Source organism: Streptomyces sp. NPDC088553, assembly GCF_044752965.1.
Taxonomy (GTDB): Bacteria; Actinomycetota; Actinomycetes; order Streptomycetales; family Streptomycetaceae; genus Streptomyces.
This window is the reverse complement of sequence record NZ_JBIVMG010000001.1, coordinates 1,049,551-1,074,624: the sequence shown is the minus strand read 5'-3', so window position 1 is coordinate 1,074,624 and position 25,074 is coordinate 1,049,551. Positions and strand designations below refer to the sequence as shown.

The following is a 25,074-nucleotide window of genomic DNA, read 5'->3' as shown; positions in this document are numbered from 1 at the left end:
GCCTGTCGTGCTGTCCGCGGACTACGGAGTGCGCCCGCGCCCCGAGCCGCTGACGGCTGGCCTCATCTGCGGGGACCGTCCGGGGATGGGGAGGCGGAGCCAGACCCGTGTGGGCGGTCCTCGCGAGACCCCTGCACGGAGAGCGGGCGGGACGCATGTCGATAGAGGTCGGCCGTGTGTCCCGCCCGTGCGACGTCGGGCCGACGTCACCCCTGACTGCCCCGGTCGTCCTCTTCCCCCGTGAAGGACGGTCGGGGCTTCTTGCGTTGCTAACCCAGGGAATTGATCTCGATCGCAGGGCAGCGGTCCATCACCATGTCCAGGCCCGCCGCGCGCGTACGGGCGAAGGCGGACTCGTCGATGACGCCCAGCTGGAACCAGACCGCCTTCGCACCGGCCGCCACCGCCTCGTCGGCGATCCGGCCCGCCTGCTCGCTGTTGACGAAGACATCGACGACGTCGACCGGGAACGGGATGTCGGCGAGGGACGCGTACCCCTGCTCGCCGTGCACGGTCTCCGCCTTCGGGTGGACCGGGACGACCCGCTTCCCGAAGCGCTGCAGGACGGCCGCCACGCCGTAGGCGGCCCGCCGCGTGTTCGTGGACAGGCCGACCACCGCCCACGTGTCGCCGGTGGACGTGAGGATCCTCCGCACGGTCTCCTCCGCGGAGTAGCCGGCCGGGTCGGCGGACGTGGTCTCGACGCTCATCGCGCTCGCTGCCTCTCTTCGGTGTGGCCCGTCTTCCTCGTCAACCGGCCGCCACCGGCCATCATTCCCGTCCTCGGCCTCAGCCGCCCCAGGCGCGCCGTTCGGCCTCACGCGGGGCCTCGACCAGGGACGGGAGGCCGGGGCCGAAGGTCATCACCGGGCGGGCCGGATCCCACCGGCGCCAGCCCGGGTCGCCCGTCGCGGCGAAGGACACCCAGGCCGCGTGCATCGCCGCCGCCAGGTGGCGGGGCGCGTCCGGGCCCGTCAGGGCGCGGGTCTCCGGCAGGTCGAGCGTGTCGAAGACGAAGCCGAGTTCCAGCGCGTGACAGGCGCGGAGGTCGAGGACGGGGGAGGGCCAGCCGAACTCGTACATGTAGGTCGCGGAGGCCCCGCCGATGTTCAGCCGGGCGTCCGCGAACATGTTCAGCGGCATCCACAGCAGCTTGTCCGCCGCGAGCGCGCCCAGGACCTCGCCCGGCTTCTCCTGCGGCCGGCCCGCGCGGTACACCCTCGCCACATCCGGCGATATCCGCCCCTTCCGGAGCAGGAGCCGCTGCCCCAAGGACCCCACCTTCTCGGTGTGTCCGCCCGGCACGAACCACAGCCGGTACTCGTCCGTGTTCGTGCCCATCAGCAGCTCCACGTCCGCCGAGGCGCCGTCGACGAGCAGGTCCCCCGGATGGTCCGGCAGGACGTCGCCGTCCACGGCGATGTGGAAGGCGTGGCCGCTGAGCACCGGATTGCCCTTGCCCGTCACCGCGGTCTGCGCCGCGAGCAGCCGCTCCGGGTCCACCCGGGCGAACGCCTCCGCCGTCGCCGGCACCTTGAGCCGTGCGGCCATCGCCTCCGTGGTCCTCCGTGCGACGTCGAGCGACCGGGCGCTCGGCGCCCCGCTCTGCATCACGGCCCGCCGGAACAGGCCCTTCGCGAGAGGCGAGGCCATCAGGGCGGCGATCGAGATCGCCCCCGCGGACTCGCCGAAGACGGTGACCCGGTCGGGGTCTCCGCCGAAGGCCGCGATGTTCTCCCGTACCCAGGTCAGTGCGGCGATCTGGTCGCGCAGGCCGAGGTTGGTCGGCGCGTCGGGGAAGACGCCGAAACCCTCGATGCCGAGCCGGTAGTTGAGGGAGACGAGGACCACGCCGTCCCGGGCGAACGCGGTGCCGTCGTAGACGGGGACCGCCGAGGAGCCGTGTTTCAGCGACCCGCCGTGGATCCAGACCATGACGGGGCGCCCGCCCTCGTCGGGGCCCTCCTGGGAAGCCGGCCAGGGCGCCCAGACGTTGAGGTTGAGGCAGTCGTCGCCCGCCACCTCGGGGTCGGGGAGCAGGGCGTCGAGCGGCGGGGCGTACGGGCGCTTGCGTGCCGTCGGCCCGAAGGCGGTGGCCTCCCGTACCCCGTCCCAGGCCTCCGCCGGCTCCGGCGCGCGGAACCGCAGCGCCCCGACGGGGGCCTGCGCGTAGGGGACCCCGAGGAAGGACGCCACGCCGTCCTTCAGAGCGCCGCGCAGAACGCCGTTCCTCGTGCGGACCCCCGGGCCGTCCTGGACGTGTTCCGCGATGTACTCCGACATCGATTCACCTTTCCTCCGTCGACGGTGACGCACCGTCCCGATCATGCGGGCAGAGCCTGGCCCGCGGTCAACCCCCCGACACCAGAGCCCTCTTGAGGACCTTGCCGGTCGGGCCGAGCGGGAGTTCCTCGACGAACCGCACGATCCGGGGGTACTTGTGGCGGCCGAGCCGCTCCCGCGACCAGTCGACCAGCTCGTCCTCGGAGAGCGGGGCGGCACCCGCGCGGCGCACCACCACCGCGCAGACCTCCTCGCCCTTCGCGTCGTCGGGGACGCCGATCACCGCGACCTCCGAGACCGAGGGGTGGCGTACGAGCACCTCCTCGACCTCGCGCGGGTAGATGTTGAAGCCGCCGCGGATGACCAGGTCCTTCTTCCGGTCCACGATCCGCAGGAAGCCGTCCTCGTCCCGTACGCCCAGGTCGCCCGTGCGGAACCAGCCGTCCACGACCGCCGCCGCGGTCGCCTCCGGGTCGTCGAGGTAGCCGGCGAAGACGTTGTGCCCGCGCACCACGACCTCCCCGACCCCGCCGTCCGCGAGCAGCAGGATCTCTCCTTCCACGGCCGCGTCCGCGACGCCCACCTCCACGCCCCAGACCGGGTGCCCGACCGTGCCGGGCCGGCGGCCGATGTGCGGCTGGTTGAAGGTCGCGACCGGCGAGGTCTCCGTCAGGCCGTACCCCTCGAGGACCTGCGTACCGAAGGTCTCCTCGAAGCGTTCCAGGACGGCGACCGGCAGCGCGGCGCCGCCCGACACGGCGGCGCGCAGGGACTCCGGCCGTGCGTCGGAGCCGGCCGCCGCCTCCACCAGGGCGTGGTACATCGTCGGTACGCCCATGAAGACCGTCACGTCCTCGTCGACCAGCACCCGCAGGGCGGCCGGACCGCTGAACCGGGGCATCAGCACGAGCGTCGCGCCCTGCCGCAGCGTCCCGTTCATCGCGCAGGTCTGGCCGTAGCTGTGGAAGAGCGGCAGACAGCCGAGGACCACGTCGCCCGCGCCGAGCCCCAGCAGGTCCTGCGAGGTCACCGAGGCGTTCATGACGATGTTGAGATGGGTGAGCAGGGCCCCCTTCGGGCGGCCCGTCGTGCCGCTCGTGTAGAGGATCACCGCGGTGTCCGAGGGCTCCGCCGGCTCGGCGGCGTCCGCAGGCCGCGCCGTCGAGGGCGCCCCCTGGAAAGCGCGTACCCCGGCCGCGCGCGCCGCCTCGTCGGCGACCGCCCACAGCGGCCCGCCGCTGACGATGCCCACCGCGCCGCTGTGCTCCAGGACGTACCGAACCTCCTCGGCGACGAGCAGCGCGTGCACCGGGACGACCGTCGCGCCGGCGGCGAGCGCGCCGTAGTACACCCGCAGGAACTCGATCGTGTTCGGCAGCAGGACCGCCAGCCGGTCGCCCGGCTTCACCCCGGCCTCGCGCAGCCCGGCGGCGCAGCGCAGCGCCTCCGTCCACAGCTCGCCGTAGGTGAGCCGGGTCGCGCCCTCCACGACCGCGATCCGGTCGGGGAAGTGGCGGGCGGACTCGCCGAGGACGCCGGCGACGCTCAGTGACATGGCACGCTCCAGATACGCGGAGTCAACAGCTCTGTTGACGATCGGTGACACGGCACAGAATCCGCCGCGACCCCGTCCGGGCGCCATGTGCAGGTGCCCACCATGTGGCCCGCCGAGCTGGGCAGCGGCCCCGCCGTACCGCCCGACCCGTGGCATTCGCCAAATCCCGGCGCTACGGTGCCAGCCATGACGCACAGCTCGGCCGCACCCGGAGAGCCCCCGGGACCGCGCCCCGGCGGAAGCCGCACCACGCCGGGGCGAGCGGGCGGCCCCGGCGCACCCGCGACGGGCTCCGGTGCCCGCCCCGGTGGGTTCCACACGCCGCTGAGCGGCTCCGGTGGTTCCGGCGCGCTGCGCCGCGCGCTCGCCACGGCGATGCTCGCCGACATCGACCGGCTCACCGACCGCGCCGTCGACGACATCCGCGCCCACTCCGGTACGTACGCCTCCGGGACGCCCGTCACCCGCGAGGACCTCTGGGAGATCTGCCGCGACAACCTCCTGCGCGCCCTGGAGGACTTCGGCGGGCTCGCCGCGACCGGCGGCGACTTCGAGTGGGCGGCCCGCGAGACCGGCCGCCGCCGCGCCGAACAGGGCGTACCGCTCGACACCGTGCTCCAGGCCTACCGGCGCGGCGGCCGGGTCCTGTGGCAGGTCATGGCCGAGCACCTCCGGATCCGGGCCGGCCGGGACTCCGACAGCCGGGACGTCGAGCTCGACATGGCGAGCGGCGTCTGGGAGACCATCGACCGCTACTCGGTCGCGATGGCCGACGCGTACCGGATCGCCCAGCTGGAACTCCAGAGCCGCCAGGACACCCGGCGCGTCGCCCTCTTCGAGGCGCTGCTCGACGGGCGCGCCGACGATCCGGCCGTCGCCTCCGCCGCCGCGGCCGCGCTCGGCGTCCCCCCGGTCGACCGGTACGTCGTCGTGGTCGCCGCCCAGGACCCGGCCGCGCCGCCGCACCCCTCGCCGGTCCTCGAGGCCCAGGGCATGTGGTCGTACTGGCGGCCCCGCTCCGGCCGGTACGCCGGGATCGTCCGGCTGCCCCGGCGCGACGCGCCCGCCGGGCGGCCCGCGGCGGCCGCGCCGCTCGGCGGCACCGACCCGGCCACGCGCGCGCTCCTCGCGGCCCTGCGCGAGCGGACCGGGGCGACCGCCGGGGTCTCGCCGGAGTTCGACCGCCTCTCCCAGGCGGGGCGGGCGCTGCGGCTCGCCGAGCAGACCCTCCGCACCCTTCCCGCCGGCAGCGGCGAGGTCGGCGTCTTCGACGACCGGCTCGCCCAGGTGCTCCTCAGCGGGCGCACCGACATCGCCGAGCGGATCGTCACCGTCCACCTCGGCCCGGTGCTCGCCACCGGCGGCGAGCGGGCCGCGCTCCTCACCACCCTGCGCGCCTGGCTCGACCACGGCTGCTCGGCCTCGCGGGCCGCCGACCAGCTCTATTGCCACCGCAACACCGTCCTCAACCGCATCGGCCGCATCTCCGAGCTCACCGGCCGCTCCAGCGAGTCGGGCGAGGCCCGGCTCGGCTGGGCCCTCGCCCTGCGCGCCCTGCCGTACGCCGGCCTCGCGACCCCGCCCGAACCGGCCGCCGGGGAGCGCGAGCCGGAGTCCATGTAGCGGGGCCGGCGCGACCGCCGGAGTGGGGCGGCGGCCACGGAACGTAGGCTGGCCGGATGCAGGAGCAGTACGTCACGTTGGCCCGCGAGGGTGTGCACGAGTCCGAGATCAACCGCTCGCGCTTCCTCTGCGCGCTCGCGCCCGTCGCCGACGAGCGGGAGGCGCAGGAGTTCATCGCGCGCATCCGCAAGGAGCACCCGACCGCCAGCCACAACTGCTTCGCGTACGTCCTCGGCGCCGACGCCTCCGTCCAGAAGGCGAGCGACGACGGCGAGCCCGGCGGCACGGCCGGTGTCCCGATGCTGCAGATGCTCCTGCGCCGCGAGATGCGGTACGTCGTCGCCGTCGTCACCCGCTACTACGGCGGTGTGAAGCTCGGCGCGGGCGGTCTCATCCGCGCGTACGGCGGGGTGGTCGGCGAGGCCCTCGACGCACTCGGCACGGTGACCCGGCAGCGCTTCCGGCTCGCCACCGTCACCGTCGACCACCAGCGCGCGGGCAGACTGGAGAACGACCTGCGGGCGACCGGGCGCGCCGTCCGTGATGTGCGCTACACCGACGCCGTCACCATCGAGATCGGCCTCCCGGACTCGGACGTCCCCGCCTTCCGCGCCTGGCTCGCGGACGCCACGGCGGGCACGGCCTCCTTCGAACCGGGCGGCGAGGCGTACGGGGACGCGTGACGGTCGGGGCCCGATCGCCGCCCTCTGACGGCGGAGTCCGTACGGCCCCGACCACACCCCCCGGCGGGATAGCGTGGTGGGCGCACACGTACGGGAACCAGCGGCGAGGAGCGGCGCACATGCGGGGTGGGACGGCATCGTGAGGCTCCTGCACACCTCGGACTGGCATCTCGGCCGGTCCTTCCACCGCGTCGGCCTCCTCGACGCCCAGGCCGCCTTCCTCGACCACCTCGTGGCCACCGTCCACGCGCACGAGGTCGACGCCGTCCTCGTCGCCGGTGACGTCTACGACCGGGCCGTGCCCCCGCTGCCCGCCGTCGAGCTCTTCGACGCCGCGCTGCACCGTCTCGCCGAGGCCGGCGTGCCCACGGTGATGATCTCCGGCAACCACGACTCGGCCCGCCGTCTCGGCGTCGGCGCCGGACTCATGGAGCGCGCCGGTATCCATCTCCGTACCGACCCGGCCGGCATCGGCACCCCCGTCGTCCTCACCGACGCCCACGGCGACGTCGCCCTCTACGGCCTGCCCTACCTCGAACCGGCCCTCGTCCGGGAACGGCTCGGCGCCGAGAAGGCCGGGCACGAGGCCGTCCTCGCCGCCGCCATGGACCGGGTCCGCGCCGACCTCGCCGGCCGACCCGCCGGCACCCGTTCCGTCGTCCTCGCCCACGCCTTCGTCGCGGGCGGCGCGCCCAGCGACAGCGAGCGGGACATCACCGTCGGCGGCGTCGCGGCCGTCCCCACCGGGATCTTCGACGGCGTCGACTACGTCGCCCTCGGCCACCTCCACGGCAGCCAGACCGTCACCCCGCGCGTCCGCTACTCCGGTTCCCCCCTCGCGTACTCCTTCTCCGAGGCCGACCACCGCAAGACCATGTGGCTCGTCGACCTGGGCCCGGGCGGCCCCGACGGGGCGATCACCGGCGCCGAGCGGCTCGACTGCCCCGTCCCGCGCCCCCTCGCCCGGCTCCGGGGACGGCTCGACGACCTCCTCGCCGACCCCGCGCACGCGCGCCACGAGCAGTCCTGGGTCGAGGCCACGCTCACCGACCCGGTGCGCCCCGCCGAGCCGATGGCCCGGCTCACCGCCCGCTTCCCGCACACCCTGAACCTGGTCTTCGACCCGGAGCGGACGGGCGACGACCCCGGCGCCTCCTACGCCCAGCGGCTCAGGGACCGCACCGACCAGCAGATCGCGGAGGACTTCGTGGCCCATGTGCGCGGCGGCTCGGCCCTCGACGGCGCCGAGCGGACGGTCCTCTACGGCGCCTTCGACGACGTACGGGTCGACACGGCCGAGCGCGAGGTGGGCCGGTGAGGCTGCACCGTCTGGAGATCACCGCGTTCGGCCCCTTCGGCGGCACGCAGACCGTCGACTTCGACGCCCTCTCCGCCGCCGGGCTCTTCCTCCTCCACGGACCGACCGGCGCCGGCAAGACCTCCGTCCTCGACGCCGTCTGCTTCGCCCTCTACGGGAGCGTGCCCGGCGTCCGGCAGACCCCCGGCGCGACGCTGCGCAGCGACCACGCCCCCGTCGGCACCTCCACCGAGGTCGTCCTCGAACTGACCGTGGGGGAGCGGCGCCTGGAGATCACCCGGCGCCCTGCCCAGCAGCGCCCCAAGAAGCGCGGCGGCGGCCTCACCACCGAGAAGGCCCAGACCTGGCTGCGCGAGTACGACCCCGCCACGCGCGCGTGGAACGGCCTCAGCCGCTCCCACCAGGAGATAGGGGAGGAGATCACCCAGCTCGTCGGCATGAGCCGCGAGCAGTTCTGCCAGGTCGTGCTCCTCCCGCAGGGCGACTTCGCCCGCTTCCTGCGCGCCGACGCCGAGGCCCGCGGCAAGCTCCTCGGCCGGCTCTTCGACACCCGCCGCTTCGCCGCCGTGGAGGAGCGCCTCGCCGAACTGCGGCGCGCCGCACAGCAGCAGGTCGAGGAGGGCGACGAGCGGCTGCTCGCCCTCGCCCACCGGATGGGCCAGGCCGCCGGGGGCCTCGCCGTCGCCCGTACCGCCGTCGACGGCCGGCCCGGCGACCCCGGCGTCGCCGAGGCCGTCCTCACCTGGGCAGCCGTCGCCCGTACGGAGGCCCGCGAGGCACTCGACATCGCGCGCGTACGGCTCGACGCGGCCGAGGCCCGGCAGGGTGCGGCGCGCGCCGCGCTCGACGCCGAGAACGACCTGGCCGCCCGCCAGGCCCGGCACGCCGACGCGCTGCTCCGCCAGGAGCGGCTCACCGCGCACGCTCCCGAGCGGGACCGCCTCCAGGCCGCCCTCGACCGCAGCCTGAAGGCGGACCGGGTGGCCCCCGCGCTCGGCCTGCGCCAGGACGCCGAGCGCGATCACACCACCGCGCACGCCGCCCTCGCGCGTTCCCGCGCCCAGCTGCCCGCCGACCTCGCCGACGCCGGGGCCGAGCACCTCTCCACCCTCGAGCACCGGCTGCGCGAGGAGCTCGGCGGCCTGGAGGCCGCCCGCCGTGCCGAGCGCCGCGCCGCCGCGATCGCCGACGAACGCGCCGCGCTCGCGCGGGAGGCACGCGCCGACGACGACGTCCTCCGTGACACCGCCGACTGGCTCGCCGGCTGGGAGTCGCGCCGCGCCGCGCTCAGCGAGCACGTCGAGGCCGCCCGCGACGCCGCCGCCCGTGCCGAGCACCTCGCCGGCCGCCTCGAACCCGCCCGCCGCCGCCGCGACGCGGCCCGCCGCCGTGACGCCCTCGCCGAGGAAACCCGGGCGGCCGAGGCGCGACTCGCGGACGCCCGGGAGCGCCGGAACGCCGCCCATGAGACCTGGCTCGACGTCAAGTCCCGCCGCCTGGAGGGCATCGCCGCCGAACTCGCGGTCACCCTCGCCCCGGGCGACCCCTGCCAGGTATGCGGCTCCACCGCCCACCCGGCCCCCGCCCGCACCACCGCCGGTCACGTCGACCGCGCCACCGAGGACGCCGCGTACGCCGCCTACACCGGAGCCGAGGAGACCCGCACGACCGCCGAGCGGGCGCTCGCCGTCACCCACGAGTCCTGGTCCACGGCCCGCGCCGAGGTCCAGGCGGGCGCCCCGGCCGGTTCGCCCGAGCCCACTGTCGGCGAACTCGCCGACGAGGTAGAGGAGTTGACCCGACTCCACGCCGAGGCACACGCGCTCGCCGGACAGACCCACAGCGCACGGGAGACGCTCGCGCGGGCCGAGCGCGAGTACGAGGGGCGGGTCGCCGCCCAGCGGGATGCCGAGCGGCGGGTCGCCGCGCGGACCTCGCGGCGCGAGGCCCTGGACCGCGAACAGCTCGCCCTCGACGAGGAACTCACCCGGGGACGCGGCGCGTTCGCCACCGTGGCCGAACACGCCACCCGCCTGGAGCGGCGGATCGCCCTCCTCGTCGACGCCACCGCCACGGTACGGGCCGCCGAACTCACCGCCCAGCGCCTCAAGGAGGCCGACGACCGCCTCGCCGACGCCGCCTACCGCGCGGGCTTCACCACCCCGGCCGAGGCCGCCGCCGCGCTCCTGCGCGAGGGCGAGCGCCGCGACCACCAGCAGCGCGTGGACGCCTGGCAGGCCGAGGCCGCCGCCGTCGCGGACCGGCTCGCCGAGCCCGGCACCGCGGCCGCCGCCGCGCTTCCGCCGGCCGACCCCGCCGCGGCGGCCGCCGCCCACACCGCGGCCGAACGCGCCCTCCGCGAGGCCGACTCGGCCCTGGCCTCCGCCCGCGAACGCGCCGGCGACCTGGCCGGCCTCTCCCGGCAGGCCCTCGCCGAGGTCCGCCGCCTCGGGCCGCTCCGCGAGGAGTACGACCGGGTGGCCCGCCTCGCCGCCCTCACCGCCGGCACGTCGACCGAGAACGAGCGTCGGATGCGCCTGGAGTCGTACGTCCTGGCCGCCCGCCTCGAACAGGTCGCGGCCGCCGCGACCGCCCGGCTCCAGCGGATGTCCTCCGGCCGCTACACCCTGGTCCACTCCGACGCGCGCTCCGGCGGCAAGCGGGCCGGCCTCGGCCTGCACGTCGTCGACGCCTGGACCGGCAACGAGCGCGACACCGCCACGCTCTCCGGCGGCGAGACCTTCTTCGCCTCTCTCGCGCTCGCCCTCGGTCTCGCGGACGTCGTCACGGACGAGGCGGGCGGCGTACGGCTCGACACCCTCTTCATCGACGAGGGCTTCGGCAGCCTCGACGAGCAGACCCTCGACGAGGTCCTCGACGTCCTCGACTCGCTGCGCGAGCGCGACCGCAGCGTCGGCATCGTCAGCCACGTCGGCGATCTGCGCCGCCGGATCCCGGCCCAACTGGAGGTCGTCAAGGCGCGGCACGGCTCGGCCGTACGGCTGCGCACCGGCGGGGACGCGCTCAGCGGCTGAGCGAACGCCTCGGCAGCGGCGAGGAGTAGACCACGCTGGTGGTCACCGAGCCGAGCGTGGCGATCTTCCCGGAGATCTCCTCCAGGTGCCGCATGGACCGGGCGGCGACCTTGAGGACGAAGCAGTCGTCGCCGGTGACGTGGTGCGCCTCCAGGATCTCCGGCGTGGTGCCGAGCAGATCGTGGAACGGTTTGTAGTTGCCGTGCGGGTAGCGGAGCCGTACGAACGCCAGGATCGGCAGTCCGAGCCGGTCCTGGTCGACGATCGCCGTGTACCCGGAGATCACCCCGGCCTCCTCCAGGCGCCGCACCCGCTCGGTCACCGCGGACGGCGACATCGACACCGTACGGGCGAGGTCGGCGAAACTGGCGCGGCCCTCGGACTGGAGGGCTTCGAGAATGCGCCAGTCGGTGGCGTCGGGGGTGTACTCGGAGGTCATGTACGAGAGATAGCAGGGGATTCCCCGGTCGATCAAGCGATCGACCGGGGATCTCAGTGCGCGGTCCTCACAGCCGTGAGAGCTCGTCGACCAGGTCGTCGAGGCCCAGCGGGCCCTGCGAGAGGGCCGCCATGTGCCAGGCCTTCGCGTCGAACGCGTCCCCGTGCGCCGCCCGCGCGTTGGCCCGGCCGAGCAGCCAGGCGCGCTCGCCCAGCTTGTAGCCGATGGCCTGCCCCGGCATCGACAGATAGCGGGTCAGCTCGCTCTCCACGAAGGACGGCGGGCGGCTGCTGTGCCGCTGGAAGAACTCCTGGGCCAGCTCGGGGGTCCACCGCTCGCCCGGGTGGAACGGCGATTCCGCCGGGATCTCCAGACCCAGGTGCATGCCGATGTCCACGATCACCCGGCACGCTCGCATCATCTGCCCGTCGAGGTAGCCCAGGCGCCGCTCCGCGTCGGGCAGGAAGCCGAGTTCGTCCATCAGGCGCTCCGCGTAGAGCGCCCAGCCCTCGCAGTTGGCGCTGACCTTGCCGATGGTCGCCTGGTAGCGGGAGAGGCGGTCGGCCACGTGCACCCACTGGGCGAGCTGGAGGTGATGGCCGGGGACGCCCTCGTGGTACCAGGTCGACACCAGGTCGTACACCGGGAAGCGCGTCGTGCCGTCCACCGGGAGCCAGGTGCGGCCGGGACGGGAGAAGTCCTCGGACGGGCCCGTGTAGTACGGCGCGGCGGCGCCGCCCGGCGGGGCGATGCGCGACTCCACCCGCCGTACCCGGTCGGCGAGTTCGAAGTGGGTGCCGTCGAGCGCCTCGATCGCCTCGTCCATGAGCCGCTGGAGCCAGACCCGGACCTCGTCGACTCCTTCGACGTGGGTGCCGTGCTCGTCGAGGTGGGCGAGGGCCTCCCAGGGGCCGGCGCCCGGCAGGATCCGCTCGGCCTCGGTCCGCATCTCGCCGAGCAGCCGGTGGTACTCGGTCCAGCCGTACGCGTACGCCTGGTCGAGGTCCAGGTCGGTGCCGTTGAAGTAGCGGGTCCAGCGCTGGTAGCGCTCGCGGCCCACCGTGTTCGGGGCGTCGGCGACGGCCGGGGCGTACACGTCCCGCATCCAGTCCCGCAGCTCCGTGACGGCCTCGGTGGCGCCCCGGCCCGCCTTCGCGAGCCCGGCGCGCAGATCCTCGGGCAAGGTGTCGGGGGCCGCGGCGGCGAACTCCTCGAACCAGCCCGGCCTGCCGCTCTCCGCGCCCGCCCACTCGGTGAGCTGCTCGACGAAGGTGGCGGTGGGGCGCGGCCCGCCGAGGAGCTTGCGCTCGAGACCGAGCGCGAGCGAGGAACGGTAGCCCCCCAGCGCGGCCGGGACCGCGCGCAGCCGGGCGGCGACCGCGGCCCAGTCCTCCTCGGTCTCCGTCGGCATCACCGTGAAGACGATGCGGACGCTGTGCGCCGGCGAGCGCATGTTGCTGACCGTGCAGAGGCCCTCCTCGGCCTCGAACATGGCGAGTTCCGCCGTGAGGCGCTCCCGCAGCAGACGGGCACACCGCTGCTCGGCCTCGCTGTCCGCACCCGGGACGCGCTCCGCCGCGTCGAGCCGGGCGAGCGTCCGGCGGGCGAGGTCGGCCACGGCCCGCTGGCCGGCCGGCGAGAAGTCGGGCAGCAGTCCGGCACTCTCCTTGACTCCCAGGTACGTACCGGTGATCGGGTCGAGGGCGATGAGTGCGTCGACGTGTTCGTCGGCGACCTGGCGGGGCAGCGGGCTGCTGGAAGTCTCTGGCATGGGGGTCATCCTGGCGCCTCCGGCGGGCCCGCGTCACCCTGGTCGGAGGTCAGTCGGCTGACAAGGAGGGGCTCGAAACGGGCGGCAGAAGCGGGCCGCACTCCCACTCCTGGAAGATCAGCCGGGTCTCGACGCGGGCCACCTCGCGGCGTGACGTGAACTCGTCGAGGACGAGTCGTTGCAGGTCGGCGGGGTCCGCTACGGCCACGTGCACCAGGTAGTCGTCGGGTCCCGTCAGATGGAACAGCGCCCGCGACTCCGGCAGGGCCCGGATCCGGTCCACGAACGGACCGATCAGTTCCCGCCGGTGCGGCCGGACCTGGACGAGAAGGAGTGCTTCAAGCCCTCGGCCGAGTTTGGCCGGATCCAGTCGTAGCTGGTGTCCGAGGATCACGCCGGTGCGGCGCAGACGTGCCACCCGGTCCAGGCAGGTGGACGGTGCCACTCCGACCTCGGCGGCGAGTTCGCGGTAGGTGGTCCGGGCGTCGTTCTGCAGGAGGCGAAGAATGTGCAGATCGACCGCGTCCAGTACGACAGAATCGGCCATCTGGCGAACGTAGCACGGCGATTTCCCGCTACTTCCCGGTATCCGTTCACAGTGCCGCCATGGACGCCATGGACTACGGCCGCTCGGACACCCCGAGAGCCCTCGCCACCGAAGCCGTGCACGCCGGCCGCGAAGACCTCGCCTCGCTCGGTCTGCACGCCCCGCCGATCGACCTGTCCACCACCTACCCCTCGTACGACGCCCGGGCCGAAGCCGCCCGGATCGACGAGTTCGCCACCACCGGCGCCCGGCTCGACGGGCCTCCGGTCTACGCCCGGCTCGACAACCCCACGGTCGCCCGCTTCGAGGAGGCCCTCGCCCGCCTGGAGGGCGCCGAGGCCGCCGTCGCCTTCGCCAGCGGCATGGCGGCCCTCACCGCCGTCCTCCTCGCCCGGGCGAGCCAGGGCCTGCGCCATGTCGTCGCGGTCCGTCCGCTGTACGGTTGCAGCGACCACCTGCTCGACGCCGGTCTGCTCGGCACCGAGGTGACCTGGACCGACCCGGCGGGCGTGGCGGATGCGATACGCCCCGACACCGGCCTGGTCATGGTGGAGTCGCCCGCCAACCCGACCCTCGCCGAGGCGGACATCCGCGCCCTCGCCCACTCCTGCGGCTCCGTGCCGCTCCTGGTCGACAACACCTTCGCCACGCCCGTGCTCCAGCGCCCGGTCGAGCAGGGCGCCCGCATCGTGCTGCACAGCGCCACCAAGTACCTCGGCGGCCACGGTGACGTCATGGGCGGCGTCGTCGCCTGCGACGAGGAGTTCGCCCGTACCCTCCGCCAGGTCCGCTTCGCCACCGGAGGGGTGCTGCACCCGCTCGCCGGCTACCTGCTGCTGCGCGGTCTCTCCACCCTGCCGGTACGGGTGCGGGCGGCGTCCGGCACGGCGGCCGAACTCGTACGGCGCCTCGCCACCGACCCCCGGATCGCACAGGTCCACTATCCGCGGATCGGCGGCGCCATGATCGCCTTCGAGGTGTACGGCGACCCGCACGACGTCATCGCCGGCGTCCGGCTCATCACCCCCGCCGTCAGCCTCGGCAGCGTCGACACCCTCATCCAGCACCCGGCCTCCATCAGCCACCGCATCGTGGCCGAGGGCGACCGGCGCTCGGCGGGCGTCAGCGACCGCCTGCTGCGGATGTCGGTCGGTCTCGAGGACGTCGAGGACCTCTGGCGCGATCTGACCTGGGCGCTCAGCGCTCCGCCCGCCGCACCCCTTCGTGCGGCTGCTCCTGCTGCGTCTCACGGTGCTGCGGCCGGGCGGCCGGTCGCGGTGCCGAGGCCAGCCGGGCTGTGATCACCAGGGTGCCCTCCTCGATCTGGTAGTCGAGGGGGAGGTTGAGCGCCCGCATCGCGGCCACCATCCCGGTGTTGGAGGACTGCGTCACGGCGTACACGCTCGCGCAGCCGGTCTCCTCGGCCATCGCCACCAGCCTGCCGAGGAGCTCGGAGCCGATGCCGCGCCGCTGCCAGTCGTCCTCCACCATCAGCGCCACCTCGGTCTCGTCGCCGTCCCAGAGCAGATGCCCGAGGGCGACGAGCCGGCCGGAGGCCGTCTGGACGGCGAGGGTGCGCCCGAAGCGCGGGCTGAGCAGATGGTCGAGGTAGCGGTCGGCGTCGCCGACGGGGCCGTGGTAGCGCAGGCCGAGGGTGCGCGCCGAGCAGCGGTCGTGCATGGCGCGCGCGGCGGGCAGATCGCGCTGATCGGCGCGGCGGACGGTGATCTCGTTGCCCTCGGGGAGGGTCAGTACGTCCTGGCTGCGCGGGACGCGCGGGCCGAGCCGGGCGTCGAGCTCCACGAGGGCGCGGGCCCGGGCGAACTCGGTGGGGGTGAAGGGGAGGTAGGGCCGCTCCACGATGAGCGTGCCGCCGTTCGGGTCGCGCAGCCGCATCACGGTCTCCTCCAGGACGCCCTCGACCGGGGCGGGTTCGCCGGTGGGACGGCCGGTGAGGGAGACGGCGGGCACGGAGTGGAGGGTGCAGCGGCCGAGGAGCTGGCGCAGCGCGAGCGGCAGCTCGGCCGCGTCGAGTGCCGTACGGGTGGCCAGTCCGAGGACCCGGGTGGGGGTGTCCACCAGGTCGTGGGCGTCGGCCCGCTCGGTCCAGGTGTCGCGGCCGCCGGCCGCCGCCGTCTCGCGGGCGAGGGCGTGGGCGGAGAGACCGGCGGGCGCCCGCAGCAGGAACTCGTCGACCGTGCCGTCGGCGAGCGGATGCGTCTGGAGGGTGAGGATGTCCACGCCCAGGCGGGCGAGGACCGTGCACAGGGCGGCGAGGCTGCCCGGCGTGTCCGCGACGGTGGTCCGCATCCGCCACAGCGCGGTCTCGGCGGGCACCACGGGCTCCGTCTCTGCCCGCTCCTCCTCGGTGCTCACCGGGACGGCCACGGGGGAGTGCCCGCCGGTGTGCCCGGCGGGCGGGGCATGGCTCGCATGACTGTGCCTCCGCGCCCACCAGGTGTGGAAGGCGGCGGTGGCGACCAGCGCGATCGCCGAGAACACCAGGAGGTAGGGGCCGTCGGGGCCCTTGACGATGCTCTTGGCGATCGTGTCGGCCACCACCACCGCGGTGAACAGGGCGGCCAGCTCGATCAGGTCGTGCCGCCAGTGGTGCGGACGGCGGGCGCTCTTCGAAGACGTCACATCGGTCATGACCTCACTGTGACCCAGTGGTGTTGCGTGATCACGAACGCTTTGTGACTGACGGGTTAAGCGCCCATCTAGCGGCTTAAAGAACGATTCAGACCGTTTCTGTCAGAGGCTGATCGGCCCCCCGGCCGAGTGCGCCCGCCAGCCGCTTCGCCTGGACGACGAACTGCGAGGCGCTCCGCGCCGAGGCCATCGCGTCGAGCCCCGCCACCTCACCCCGGGCCCCGCACCGCTCCACACAGTCCGCCGCGACCGCGAGCACCTCGCCCAGACCGCGCACCGGCTTCTCCGCACCGAGCAGCTCCGGCAGCAGCGGCTCAAGAACCGCCCAGACCGTGCCGTACGCGCCCGTGGCGGCCGTCGTCCGGAGCGCGTCCGCCAGCCGGTTCGGCTTCACCGAGCCCTCCACGACCAGCCACGCCAGCTCCGTGCCCAGCAGCCGGGCGTCCAGATCGCCCCGCGCCGCCAGGACGAGCAGCGCGTCCACCGCGCGCAGCCGGTCGTCCGCGTCCTGACAGCCCAGACCGAACGCCACCGCGAGATGGACGGACCGGCCCGCCGGGCCGCCCGCCTCGGCGAACGCGGTGAGCGGTTCGGTCACACCGCGCTGGTCCGCGTCGGCCCCCGAGGCGAGGGAGGACAGGACGCACGCCGCCACGAACTCACGGTCCACCGGCAACGCCGCGGCCCAGTGCGCCCGCGTGTCCAGCCAGTGGTAGCAGCGACGGGGAGTCGCCCGCAGCTCGCCCCCCAGCCACCGGAAGGCCGCCGGGAACTCCTTGCGCACCGCGGGACGGTCGTCGATCTCGACGACGATCCGGTCCGTCAGCCACCACTTCTGCGAAGCCCGGTCCTTCCCCCGGCCGAGGAACCGCACCCTCGTTCCCAGGGGGTCTCCCGCCCGCAGCCACGAGGCGAGCCGGTCTCCCTCCCGTGTGCCGAGCGCCACGGCCTCCTCGGCCGCTCGCGCGGCCGACGGATCCCGGCGCCCGACCCGGAGCAGCGCCTGGGCGAAGTCGGCCGGGGCCGGCTCGACGCCCGCCTCCCGGTAGCCACGCAGGCGCTCCACCAGCACCACCGGGTCGATCTCACCGGTGTGCAGGGTCGGCGCGGCCAGCAGGAAGGGCAGCGCGTCCGTGCCGATCAGGCCGGCGGCCTCCCACAGGCGCGCGTCCAGGATCCCCGACAGCGCCTCGTGGTGGCAGGCCTTCCGGTCGTTGCCCTTCGCCCGCCCGGAGTCGACACGCCACCCCGGCAGAAGACCGAGCAGCCCCGCGAGAACCACCTCCGCCCCGTGGGTGTAGTGGCTGAAGTAGTGCTGGTGCTCCCAGTGCTCCGTCGGGAACGCCTCGCGCACCGCCGCCTCAAGACCCGCCCGGTCCCGCCGCGCGATCCGCACCAGACCGTCGAGCGTCCGCTCGAACGCCGTCGGGTCCTGGTACCGGCCCCTCGTCAGCAGCTCCTCCACCAGCGCCTCGACCGTCGTCGCAGGCGCGGCCACCGGCTCCCGCTCCGGGACCGGCGGCAGGATCTCCTCGTACGGGACCCCGGACTCCGCCTCCAGGTCGTGCCCGAACAGCGCCACGGCCGCCGGACGGTGCACCGGACTCAGCAGACCGGCCTGCTCGGCCAGCTCACGGCGTACGGAGGCGTCCACCGCGCCCGCATGACGGCCCACCAGCTTCAGGGCCCGCTCCTGGATCGTGGTGTCCTCGTGGCCGAAGGCCTCCGCCACGGCCGGCAGCAGCTCCTCCACCGCGCCGGGCTCCCGCGCCAGCACCTTGCCGACCAGCGCCAACTGGGCCCGCACCAGCTTCTTCTCGGTACGGAACAGCACTCCGCCCGTCATCTCCGCCAGCGCCCCGGCCGACAGCGCGCCGTCGGCGGCGAGGCCCGCGAGGACCTCCTGCGCGTACCCCGCGACCGGGGACGGCGCGTCGGCCGTCATCCCGATCCAGTCCGGGACCCGGTCCCGGCGCTCGTTCGCGCTCGGCTCGACGAGCCGCAGCACCTCCAGCGGGAACCGCAGGTCGCGGGCCCGGCCGCCGCGCAGCAGCCGGGAGACGCACAGGTCCACGACCTGGGCCCGGTCGAGCACGCCCTCCGTGACGAGGGTCGCGAGCGCGGTGGGCCAGTGCGTCGGCGCCTCGGGGCCGACCGACCAGGTCAGCCGGTCGGGCGTCTCGGCCATGGCGAGCGCGTGCGGCACGAGCACCCGCGTGTGCGAGTCCTCCCGGAGCCGCTCCACAAGGCGCGAGTCGGTGATCTCCCGCGTCCACGCGAGGACATAGCCGTCGGTCGCGGGCACCGCGCACCCGGAGCGCTCCACGAGTCCGCGGATCAGGCCGTAGCTGCTCTCCGCCACGGCCGGCCGCGCCGCGAGCCGCTGCGCCACGTCCGCCGTCCACGCCGGGTCCCGGTCGGCGAGCACCGAGAGGACCAGGGCGCCGTCCTCGGAGCGCCAGCTCAGCAGGTCGCGCCCGCCGAGCCAGGTCGCCGTCGCGGCCGCGCCGGTCTGACAGCCGGCGCCCGCCACGTACAGCGCGCGCCGCACGGCGGTCGCCTCGTTCCACCGCTTCCAGTCCCAGGCGCGCACCTCGGAGCGCAGGGACTTCAGCTGCCCGAGAGCGGTCTTCCGAGCCGCGGCGTCCAGCGGCTCCAGGAGCGCCGGCACCTTGTGGGCGCGCCCCGCGCGCACCGCCGCCAGCAGCTGCTCGACCGGGGTGCCCCCCTCCGTACCGCCCGTGGTTCCCGCGTCGCCGCTCGTGCTCCCCGCGTCGACTGCCGTGTCGTTCCCCGCCCCGCGCACCACGGCGCTCCTCACCTTGGTCATCATGCTGTCCATCACCCTGTTCACCAGGCTGATCCCCACCTCGGGCCCCCCACCCTCCATCGCCGTCCCGGCGCTCCCCGTCATCGCGGCGCTCCGGCGACCGTCGCTCCGTCGCCCCCGGCACCGACGGGCTCGGGCCTCGCGCCCCGCCGGACCATCCGGACCGCCAGCGCGTGCTTGCACGGGCCCCGGCGGCCCCGGTAGTCGGCCCACCACTGGCAGGTGCAGCTCAGCACCCCGTCCGACTCCCGCACCCGGTAGCGCCGTTCGCCCGAGACCACCGTCGCCGGCTCGCCCTCGACGGTCACCGCGCCCTCGGCGACCAGCCGTCGGGCGCTCACCAGGCGCGGGTTGTGCCGCTCGGCGCGGTCCGCGTCGTACGGCAGCTCCCGGTGGAAGTACGCCGCGTCCGCCACGTCGTACCCCACGCGCCCGGCCGTGCCGAGCCGGGTCAGCGCCGCGCGCACCCGGTCGATCGTGAGCCCGGCCTGCGCCGCCAGGTCCGCCGGGTCGATCCGCGGCTCCCAGGCGAGGAGGACCGCGACCAGCTCGGCGTCCTGCGCGGCCTCCTCCGTCGCGAGGGCCTCCAGGACCCCGCCCTCGCCGGAGAAACCCCGCGCGGGGTCCGGCGACAGCGTCAGCGTGAGCCGCATGCCCGGCAGGACCACCTCCCAGGCGCTCGCCGTGGCCAGGGTGCCGTCCGGCACCGGCCCGTACACCCGGAGCCCCGTCGCGTGCCGCAGCACCCGCTCCAGGGCGACGAGCCGGTCGGGTCCCGGCAGACACACCGCTCCGGCGCCGGGCCGGGTCGTCGGCCGCAGGGTCCGGCCGGACTGCGTGATCCACATCGGACCCCGCCCACGGGCCTGGTTGCGTGGCAGGGACCGAAGGAAACGGACGGCCTCCGCCCCGCTCAGCTCGGCCCGCAGATCGAACCGGGCCGAGGCGACCTGCGCCTCGGCGAAGCCCCGCAGCCAGCGGTCCGGCAGCGGGACCTTCTTCTCCACGACCGCCCCCGCGAGCGTGGTCACCGCCATCTCCTCCGGACCCACCCGGAGGTGCAGCGGGTCGTCCCCCGTCATCCGCGACAGCGCCTCGCGCAGCGGGTTGTTGACGTCGACGTTGGTCGTTCCGTGGCCCGTCTCCGTACCCCCGAGCCCTTCGTCGAGCACGTCCAGGCGCGCGTACACCCCGCCGCAGCCGGAGAACGACTCGAACCGCAGCCGGTCCCCGTTCCCCGTCACCACCGGGTCGAGCGACCCCGGCCGTATCCGCTGGTGGTAGCGGGCCGCGGCGACGTCGGCGACCGCCAGCAGACCGCGGGCGGCGACCTGCGGCGAGGCCAGGAAGCCGGCGAAGAAACGGGGATGGGCCTCGGCCCCGCGGGGCGTGAGACCCCCCGCCGTCTCCAGACCGAGCAGCCGGCCGGAGCCCGTGGACTCCAGCGCGGAAGGGCGGGCATAGGCGAGTGCCTGTACGGATCGCGTCATGGAAACGACGTTAGGACCCGGCACTGACAATCACCGGGGAGCCGGGGCCCGTCCGGCCGTCACGACCGGCGGGCAGCAGCTCCCGCACCCCCTCCGACCAGGTGTCACTGCCCTACGCGACCCGGCCGCAGCACCTTGCTGAACAGGACCGCGCCGCCCTCCGCCCGCAGACGGGCCGTCAGTTCTCCGCTGTGACCGTCGATGTCGACCTCCCCGAAGTACTGCGGGCTCTCCATCGGCGACAGATTGGCCCGCTCGGGCGCCCGGACGAACACCCGCTCCGGGCCGAACGTCGCGTCCAGCGCGTTCGCCGGGAAGCCGCCCGCGGCCAGCGGACCCGACACGAACTCCCAGAACGGCGCGAAGTCCTGGAAGGCCGCCCGCTCCGGCGCGTAGTGCTGCGCCGAGGTGTAGTGCACGTCCGCCGTCAGCCACAGCGTGCCGGTGATCCGCCGGTGCTTGATGAACCGCAGCAGCTCCGCGATCTGCAGCTCACGGCCCAGCGGCGCGCCCGGGTCGCCCTGCGCGATCGCCTCGATGTTGGTGCCGTCCGGGACGACCAGGCCGAGCGGCATGTCCGCCGCGAGGACCTTCCACACCGCGGTGGAGGCGGCCAGCTCCCGCTTGAGCCAGGCGAGCTGCTCGGCGCCGAGGATGCCGGTGGTGTCGTCGGCCTGTCGCCCGGGGGAGTTGGCGTTCCGGAACGAGCGCATGTCGAGCACGAACACGTCGAGCAGCGGCCCGTACCGCACCACCCGGTGCATGCGGCGCTCGCGACCGTTCCCGCGCGCGTGGAGGGTGGACACCGGCGTGTACTCGCCGAACGCGCGCAGGGCGCGCGAGGCGAGGACGTCCACGTCCTTCTCCGTGTAGCGCGCGTCGTCCAGGATCTGGCCCGGATACCAGTTGTTGCGCACCTCGTGGTCGTCCCACTGCATCACCGTGGGCACCTGCGCGTTGAACGCCCGGACGTTGTGGTCCAGGAGGTTGTATCGGAAGTTGCCCCGGTACTCGTCGAGGGTCTCCGCGACCTTCGACTTCTCGGGCGTCGTGACGTTCCGCCAGATCCGCCCGTCGGGCAGCGTCACGCTCGGCTGGAGCGGCCCGTCGGCGTAGATCGAGTCGCCGCTGCACAGGAAGAAGTCCGGGTCGAGACGGCGCATCTCCTCGTACGCGCGGAAGCCGCCGATGTCCGGGTTGATGCCCCAGCCCTGCCCGGCGATGTCTCCCGACCAGAGGAAGCGGACCCCGTCCCGACGACGGTCGGGAGCGGTGCGGAAGGTGCCGACGATCCGCTCGCCCGCACGGCGCGGGTCGTCCGGGTCGGCGAGCGTGACCCGGTAGTGGATCTGCTCGCCCGCGGGCAGCCCGCGCAGCGCCGTGGTGCCGGTGAAGTCCGTGCCGGCGCCGATCAGCGGCCCGTGGTGGCGGCGCACCCGCCGGAACGACTCGCTCGCCGAGGTCTCCACGAGCATGCGGGCCGGCCGGTCCGAACGCACCCACACCAGACCCGAGGACGTCGTGACGTCGCCCGTCTGCACACCCCACTCGGCGCGGGGCCGGCCCGACAGCGCGAACGCCGGAGCGGCGAGACCGGCACCGCCGACGGTGAGCGCCGCGGACGCGGCGAGCGAACCGCGCAGCACGCTGCGCCGGGCGGGGGAGGGGGAACTGCCGGGTACGGGCTGGGACATGGAAGAGCCTCCGAGGGGCGTCCGGGCGGGGGCGGTGCGTCGCCCCATGCCTAACGGCCGGGGGCGGCGCCCACACGAACCCCGCGTGAACACTCACGTGGGGGGCCGCCGCGGGCCTCCGGCACCGGGCGCGTGAACAGAGCCCCTCCCCCCGGGCCGACCGCCTCCGGGCCGTGTGAACGGAGCTCCGCGCCCTCCGGCTCACCGCCTCCGGGCCGCGTGAACGGAGCACCTCGCCCTCGGGCCGACCGGTGCCCGGCGCATGGATCGCCATCCCCGGCCGACCGGCGCCCGGCGCGTGGATCGCCTCACCCGCGGCCGACCGCCTCCGCCACCCTGCGTATCCCGGCCGTCAGGACGGGCGGCGCCAGGTGCGCGTACCCGATCACGAGCCGCACCTCCCCGTCCCCGGGCCGCGCCGTGCCGTACTCCTCCAGGGGCCGCAGCGCCACCCCCGCCTCCGCCGACCGTGCCAGGAACCGTTCCGGCGGCCCGTAACGCCCCGGTACGCGCGCGATGACGTGCAGCCCCGCGGCGATGCCGCTCACGACGGTCCCCGGCAGGTGCTCCGCGAGCGCCGACAGGAGGGCGTCCCGTCGCTCCCGGTAGGCGCGTTGGCAGCGGCGCAACTGCCGGTCGTACGCGCCACGCGCCACGAACTCCGCGAGCACCGCCTGATCGAGTACGGGGTTGCCGAGGTCCATCGTCCGCTTGCGCTCGACGACCTCGGCGAGCAGCGCCTCGGGGACGAGCATCCAGCCGAGCCGCAACCCGGGCGCGAGCGACTTGCTGACCGAGCCGGCGTAGACGACCCGCTCCGGGTCCAGTCCCTGGAGCGCGCCGACGGGAGCCCGGTCGTACCGGAAGTCGCCGTCGTAGTCGTCCTCCAGGACGTGACCGTCCACCGCCCGCGCCCAGTCGAGCAGCGCGGCACGGCGCTCCGCCGACCAGCTGATCCCGGACGGGAACTGGTGCGAGGGCGTCACCACCACCGCCCGTACCCCGGAGGCGGCGAGCGGCTCCGGCCGCAGCCCCTCCTCGTCGATGGGCAGCCACACCGTGTCCAGACCGGTCGAGGCGAAGAGCCGCCCGTGCTCCGGGCTGCCCGGATCCTCGACGCCGACCGCGCCGAGCCCCCGCGCCCGCAGCACGAAGCCGAGCAGGGTCGACGCCTGCGCCACCCCCGAACACACCACGAGCCGCTCCGGATCGGCCACCACGCCCCGGCGCCGCGTCAGCATCCCGGCCAGCGCCTCCCGCAGTTCGGGCAGCCCGCGCGGGTCCGGATACCCGAGGGCGGGGTGGGGGAGCCGCGCGAGGACGGCCCGCTGGGCCGCCGACCAGGCGGCTCTCGGGAACAGCGACAGATCGGGTGTCCCGGGGCGGAAGTCCACACGGACGGCGGGCGCACCCGCACGCCGCGCGTGCGTGCCCGGGGCCGGATCTCGGACGACGGCCTCACGCACGTGCGGGGCCGGGTCCGGACCAGGGGCGCCGGCCCCACGCGCGCGCGTGGCCGGGCCCGGGCCAGGGGTGAGGGCGGCGGCGAGGGCTCCCTCCGCCCGCGTACCCCCGCCCGGATCCTGGGCCGCCCCACGCGCGGGCGTGCCGCCGAGCCGGCCCCTCGCCGCGTCGCCCACCCAGGTACCCGCGCCCCGGTCGCTGCGCAGATAGCCCTCGGCGGTGAGCTGTTCGTACGCCTCCGTGACCAGGCCCCGTGAGACGCCCAGGTCGGCCGCGAGCGCTCGGGTCGACGGCAGCCGGGTCCCGGCCGCGAGCCGGCCCGAGCGCACCGCCTCGCGCAGCGCCTCCTGGAGGGCCCGGCCGCGTCGCCGCGCCGGGGCGGCGACGGCCGGCAGGAGCAGCTCCCAGGCCGCCTGTCCGTGGCTCCTCATGTCCGTGCGGCCCCTCTCCCCGTCCCGCGCGCCGGCGGTCCCGGCCCAGGCCCATGATGCCGCCGATGCCGCGCCCGAGCGGACCGGGTTGGATCCGGTCCGGCGGCGGGCCCGTCACCCGTGCAGGTCGAAGGAGATGTGCGGGGCGAGCGCGCGGAGGAAGTCCGGAGCGTCGAAGACCTCGCCGGCCGAGGCGACGCCGGTCGTCCTGGTCCGGCCGGTGAGGATCCGCCCGACGGCCTCCACGGCGAGCGGCGCGCTGACGGCGTAGATGTCCTGGCCGACGGCCACCGCCCGGCGTTCCGCGTCGCCCGAGCGGACGACGACGTCCACGACGAAGGTCTGGTCGGACCGGCCGAGCTCGTCGACCGCGGCCGGTGCCGACGCGTCCGGCGCCGACAGGTCCTGGGCCGCCTCCACCGCCATGTAGGTGCGCACCTCCGGCACCTTCAGATGGCTCGGGACGGTGACCACGTCGGCCATCGTGAACTCACCGATGACGGGCCGGGGACCCATCGGGGCGGGGAAGGGCCACTCCTGGACCGTGAACGCGTCGTCGTGGTACTCCAGCCGCCCCTGGGTGAAGCGGACGTGACGGCCGTTCCGCCGCTCCCGGGAGACCTTGCCCGCGGCGAGGGTGCCGGCGGTGGGGTGCCAGCTGCTCAGCCCGTACGCGATGTGGGCCTCGTCGGCCGATGCCCAGTCGCCCATGGCGGCGGTGGCGAGCAGATCGCCGAGGCCGCCGTAGAAGGCCATCGCGGGGACGATCACCGTGCCCGCCGCGCGGGCCCGGTCCGTGAACCGCTCGAACGTGTCGACATTGGCCTCGATCTCGGCCGCCACGTCCACGTACGGGATCCCGGCCCGCAGGGCCGCCTCGATCACGGGGGCGCCGGTCACGGCGAACGGACCCGCGGTGTTGATCACGGCCGCCGCACCTGCCAGCGCGCGGTCGAGCGACGCCGGGTCGTCGACCGACGCGGGCCGCACGTCGAGCCCGGGACGGGACTCCGCGAGAGCCCTCAGTTTGCCGGCGTCACGGCCGACGGCCACCGGGACGAACCCGCGGGCGAGCAGCTCCGCCACCACGAACCGCCCGGTGTGTCCGTAGGCGCCGAACACCGCGACCGTGAGCCCCGTTTCCATGACTTCTCCCTGCTCTCGTACGACCCGAACCGTTCTCCTGGGACCAATCCTGGCCCCGGCGGCCGTCACACACGAGTGTCCGGAACGACATCCTGCGTACAATTACGGACGTG

17 protein-coding genes are annotated in these 25,074 nt (G+C 74.9%); 5 read left to right on the top strand and 12 right to left on the bottom strand.

What is annotated here, in order from left to right:
- Positions 1-269: 269 nt before the first annotated feature.
- The 3 genes from ACIP8Z_RS04760 to ACIP8Z_RS04750 form a co-directional block, all read right to left on the bottom strand.
- A complete protein-coding gene (locus ACIP8Z_RS04760) occupies positions 270-710 on the bottom strand; it encodes a CoA-binding protein (protein WP_402078668.1) in 441 nt (146 codons plus the stop codon).
- A 79-nt stretch (positions 711-789) separates the two neighbouring features.
- Positions 790-2,283, bottom strand: a complete 1,494-nt coding sequence (locus tag ACIP8Z_RS04755) for a carboxylesterase/lipase family protein (protein ID WP_402078667.1) — start codon at positions 2,281-2,283, stop codon at positions 790-792.
- A gap of 67 nt (positions 2,284-2,350) precedes the next feature.
- Positions 2,351-3,838: a long-chain fatty acid--CoA ligase gene (locus ACIP8Z_RS04750; protein ID WP_402078665.1), complete on the bottom strand. Its 1,488-nt coding sequence runs from the start codon at positions 3,836-3,838 to the stop codon at positions 2,351-2,353.
- Between the two features lie 186 nt (positions 3,839-4,024).
- Between ACIP8Z_RS04750 and ACIP8Z_RS04745 the strand changes: the two genes are divergently transcribed.
- The 4 genes from ACIP8Z_RS04745 to ACIP8Z_RS04730 all read left to right on the top strand — a co-directional run bounded on the left by ACIP8Z_RS04745 (position 4,025) and on the right by ACIP8Z_RS04730 (position 10,497).
- Complete coding sequence (locus ACIP8Z_RS04745) at positions 4,025-5,461, top strand: PucR family transcriptional regulator (RefSeq protein ID WP_402078662.1); 1,437 nt, start codon at positions 4,025-4,027, stop codon at positions 5,459-5,461.
- A 56-nt stretch (positions 5,462-5,517) separates the two neighbouring features.
- Positions 5,518-6,144: a YigZ family protein gene (locus ACIP8Z_RS04740; RefSeq protein ID WP_402078659.1), complete on the top strand. Its 627-nt coding sequence runs from the start codon at positions 5,518-5,520 to the stop codon at positions 6,142-6,144.
- 139 nt (positions 6,145-6,283) lie between these two features.
- The gene (locus ACIP8Z_RS04735; protein ID WP_402078657.1) at positions 6,284-7,462 is read left to right on the top strand and encodes an exonuclease SbcCD subunit D; all 1,179 of its coding nucleotides are present in this window, start codon (positions 6,284-6,286) and stop codon (positions 7,460-7,462) included.
- Positions 7,459-10,497, top strand: a complete 3,039-nt coding sequence (locus tag ACIP8Z_RS04730) for an AAA family ATPase (protein ID WP_402078654.1) — start codon at positions 7,459-7,461, stop codon at positions 10,495-10,497. The genes ACIP8Z_RS04735 and ACIP8Z_RS04730 overlap by 4 nt, the downstream gene beginning before the upstream one ends.
- Here the strand turns inward: ACIP8Z_RS04730 and ACIP8Z_RS04725 are convergent.
- From ACIP8Z_RS04725 to ACIP8Z_RS04715, 3 genes are all read right to left on the bottom strand, one after another.
- On the bottom strand, positions 10,487-10,936 hold the full coding sequence (locus ACIP8Z_RS04725; protein ID WP_402078651.1) for an Lrp/AsnC family transcriptional regulator: 450 nt from the start codon (positions 10,934-10,936) through the stop codon (positions 10,487-10,489). The two genes, ACIP8Z_RS04730 and ACIP8Z_RS04725, sit on opposite strands and share 11 nt — an antisense overlap.
- 67 nt (positions 10,937-11,003) lie before the next feature.
- Positions 11,004-12,707, bottom strand: a complete 1,704-nt coding sequence (locus tag ACIP8Z_RS04720; protein ID WP_402078648.1) for a DUF885 domain-containing protein — start codon at positions 12,705-12,707, stop codon at positions 11,004-11,006.
- A gap of 49 nt (positions 12,708-12,756) precedes the next feature.
- Positions 12,757-13,254 (bottom strand): Lrp/AsnC family transcriptional regulator, encoded by a 498-nt coding sequence (locus ACIP8Z_RS04715; RefSeq protein ID WP_187623638.1) that lies wholly within the window; start codon positions 13,252-13,254, stop codon positions 12,757-12,759.
- A 59-nt stretch (positions 13,255-13,313) separates the two neighbouring features.
- On the opposite strand from ACIP8Z_RS04715, the gene ACIP8Z_RS04710 reads away from it, so the two are divergent.
- Positions 13,314-14,555, top strand: coding sequence for a trans-sulfuration enzyme family protein (locus ACIP8Z_RS04710; protein ID WP_402078645.1), 1,242 nt, complete (start codon positions 13,314-13,316; stop codon positions 14,553-14,555).
- Here the strand turns inward: ACIP8Z_RS04710 and ACIP8Z_RS04705 are convergent.
- The 6 genes from ACIP8Z_RS04705 to ACIP8Z_RS04680 all read right to left on the bottom strand — a co-directional run bounded on the left by ACIP8Z_RS04705 (position 14,452) and on the right by ACIP8Z_RS04680 (position 24,961).
- A complete protein-coding gene (locus ACIP8Z_RS04705; protein ID WP_402078643.1) occupies positions 14,452-15,906 on the bottom strand; it encodes a GNAT family N-acetyltransferase in 1,455 nt (484 codons plus the stop codon). The genes ACIP8Z_RS04710 and ACIP8Z_RS04705 overlap by 104 nt on opposite strands.
- Before the next feature lie 88 nt (positions 15,907-15,994).
- A complete protein-coding gene (locus ACIP8Z_RS04700) occupies positions 15,995-18,820 on the bottom strand; it encodes a DUF6493 family protein (RefSeq protein ID WP_402078641.1) in 2,826 nt (941 codons plus the stop codon).
- Entirely contained in the window at positions 18,817-20,226 is a 1,410-nt protein-coding gene (locus ACIP8Z_RS04695; RefSeq protein WP_402078638.1) for an SWIM zinc finger family protein, read from the bottom strand. Before ACIP8Z_RS04695 ends, ACIP8Z_RS04700 begins: the two co-directional genes overlap by 4 nt.
- A gap of 104 nt (positions 20,227-20,330) precedes the next feature.
- Positions 20,331-21,920: an alkaline phosphatase D family protein gene (locus ACIP8Z_RS04690; RefSeq protein WP_402078635.1), complete on the bottom strand. Its 1,590-nt coding sequence runs from the start codon at positions 21,918-21,920 to the stop codon at positions 20,331-20,333.
- Positions 21,921-22,228: 308 nt separating this feature from the next.
- The gene (locus tag ACIP8Z_RS04685; protein ID WP_402078633.1) at positions 22,229-23,815 is read right to left on the bottom strand and encodes a PLP-dependent aminotransferase family protein; all 1,587 of its coding nucleotides are present in this window, start codon (positions 23,813-23,815) and stop codon (positions 22,229-22,231) included.
- Between the two features lie 114 nt (positions 23,816-23,929).
- Positions 23,930-24,961 (bottom strand): saccharopine dehydrogenase family protein, encoded by a 1,032-nt coding sequence (locus ACIP8Z_RS04680; RefSeq protein ID WP_402078631.1) that lies wholly within the window; start codon positions 24,959-24,961, stop codon positions 23,930-23,932.
- Between the last annotated feature and the right edge of the window lie 113 nt (positions 24,962-25,074).

Bases quoted from the DNA above. Each gene is read 5' to 3' on its own strand.
- ACIP8Z_RS04760 (WP_402078668.1), bottom strand. From the start codon at position 710: ATGAGCGTCGAGACCACGTCCGCCGACCCGGCCGGCTACTCCGCGGAG.
- ACIP8Z_RS04755 (WP_402078667.1), bottom strand. From the start codon at position 2,283: ATGTCGGAGTACATCGCGGAACACGTCCAGGACGGCCCGGGGGTCCGC.
- ACIP8Z_RS04750 (WP_402078665.1), bottom strand. From the start codon at position 3,838: ATGTCACTGAGCGTCGCCGGCGTCCTCGGCGAGTCCGCCCGCCACTTC.
- ACIP8Z_RS04745 (WP_402078662.1), top strand. From the start codon at position 4,025: ATGACGCACAGCTCGGCCGCACCCGGAGAGCCCCCGGGACCGCGCCCC.
- ACIP8Z_RS04740 (WP_402078659.1), top strand. From the start codon at position 5,518: ATGCAGGAGCAGTACGTCACGTTGGCCCGCGAGGGTGTGCACGAGTCC.
- ACIP8Z_RS04725 (WP_402078651.1), bottom strand. From the start codon at position 10,936: ATGACCTCCGAGTACACCCCCGACGCCACCGACTGGCGCATTCTCGAA.
- ACIP8Z_RS04720 (WP_402078648.1), bottom strand. From the start codon at position 12,707: ATGCCAGAGACTTCCAGCAGCCCGCTGCCCCGCCAGGTCGCCGACGAA.
- ACIP8Z_RS04715 (WP_187623638.1), bottom strand. From the start codon at position 13,254: ATGGCCGATTCTGTCGTACTGGACGCGGTCGATCTGCACATTCTTCGC.
- ACIP8Z_RS04710 (WP_402078645.1), top strand. From the start codon at position 13,314: ATGGACGCCATGGACTACGGCCGCTCGGACACCCCGAGAGCCCTCGCC.
- ACIP8Z_RS04705 (WP_402078643.1), bottom strand. From the start codon at position 15,906: ATGACCGATGTGACGTCTTCGAAGAGCGCCCGCCGTCCGCACCACTGG.
- ACIP8Z_RS04700 (WP_402078641.1), bottom strand. From the start codon at position 18,820: ATGACGGGGAGCGCCGGGACGGCGATGGAGGGTGGGGGGCCCGAGGTG.
- ACIP8Z_RS04695 (WP_402078638.1), bottom strand. From the start codon at position 20,226: ATGACGCGATCCGTACAGGCACTCGCCTATGCCCGCCCTTCCGCGCTG.
- ACIP8Z_RS04690 (WP_402078635.1), bottom strand. From the start codon at position 21,920: ATGTCCCAGCCCGTACCCGGCAGTTCCCCCTCCCCCGCCCGGCGCAGC.
- ACIP8Z_RS04685 (WP_402078633.1), bottom strand. From the start codon at position 23,815: ATGAGGAGCCACGGACAGGCGGCCTGGGAGCTGCTCCTGCCGGCCGTC.
- ACIP8Z_RS04680 (WP_402078631.1), bottom strand. From the start codon at position 24,961: ATGGAAACGGGGCTCACGGTCGCGGTGTTCGGCGCCTACGGACACACC.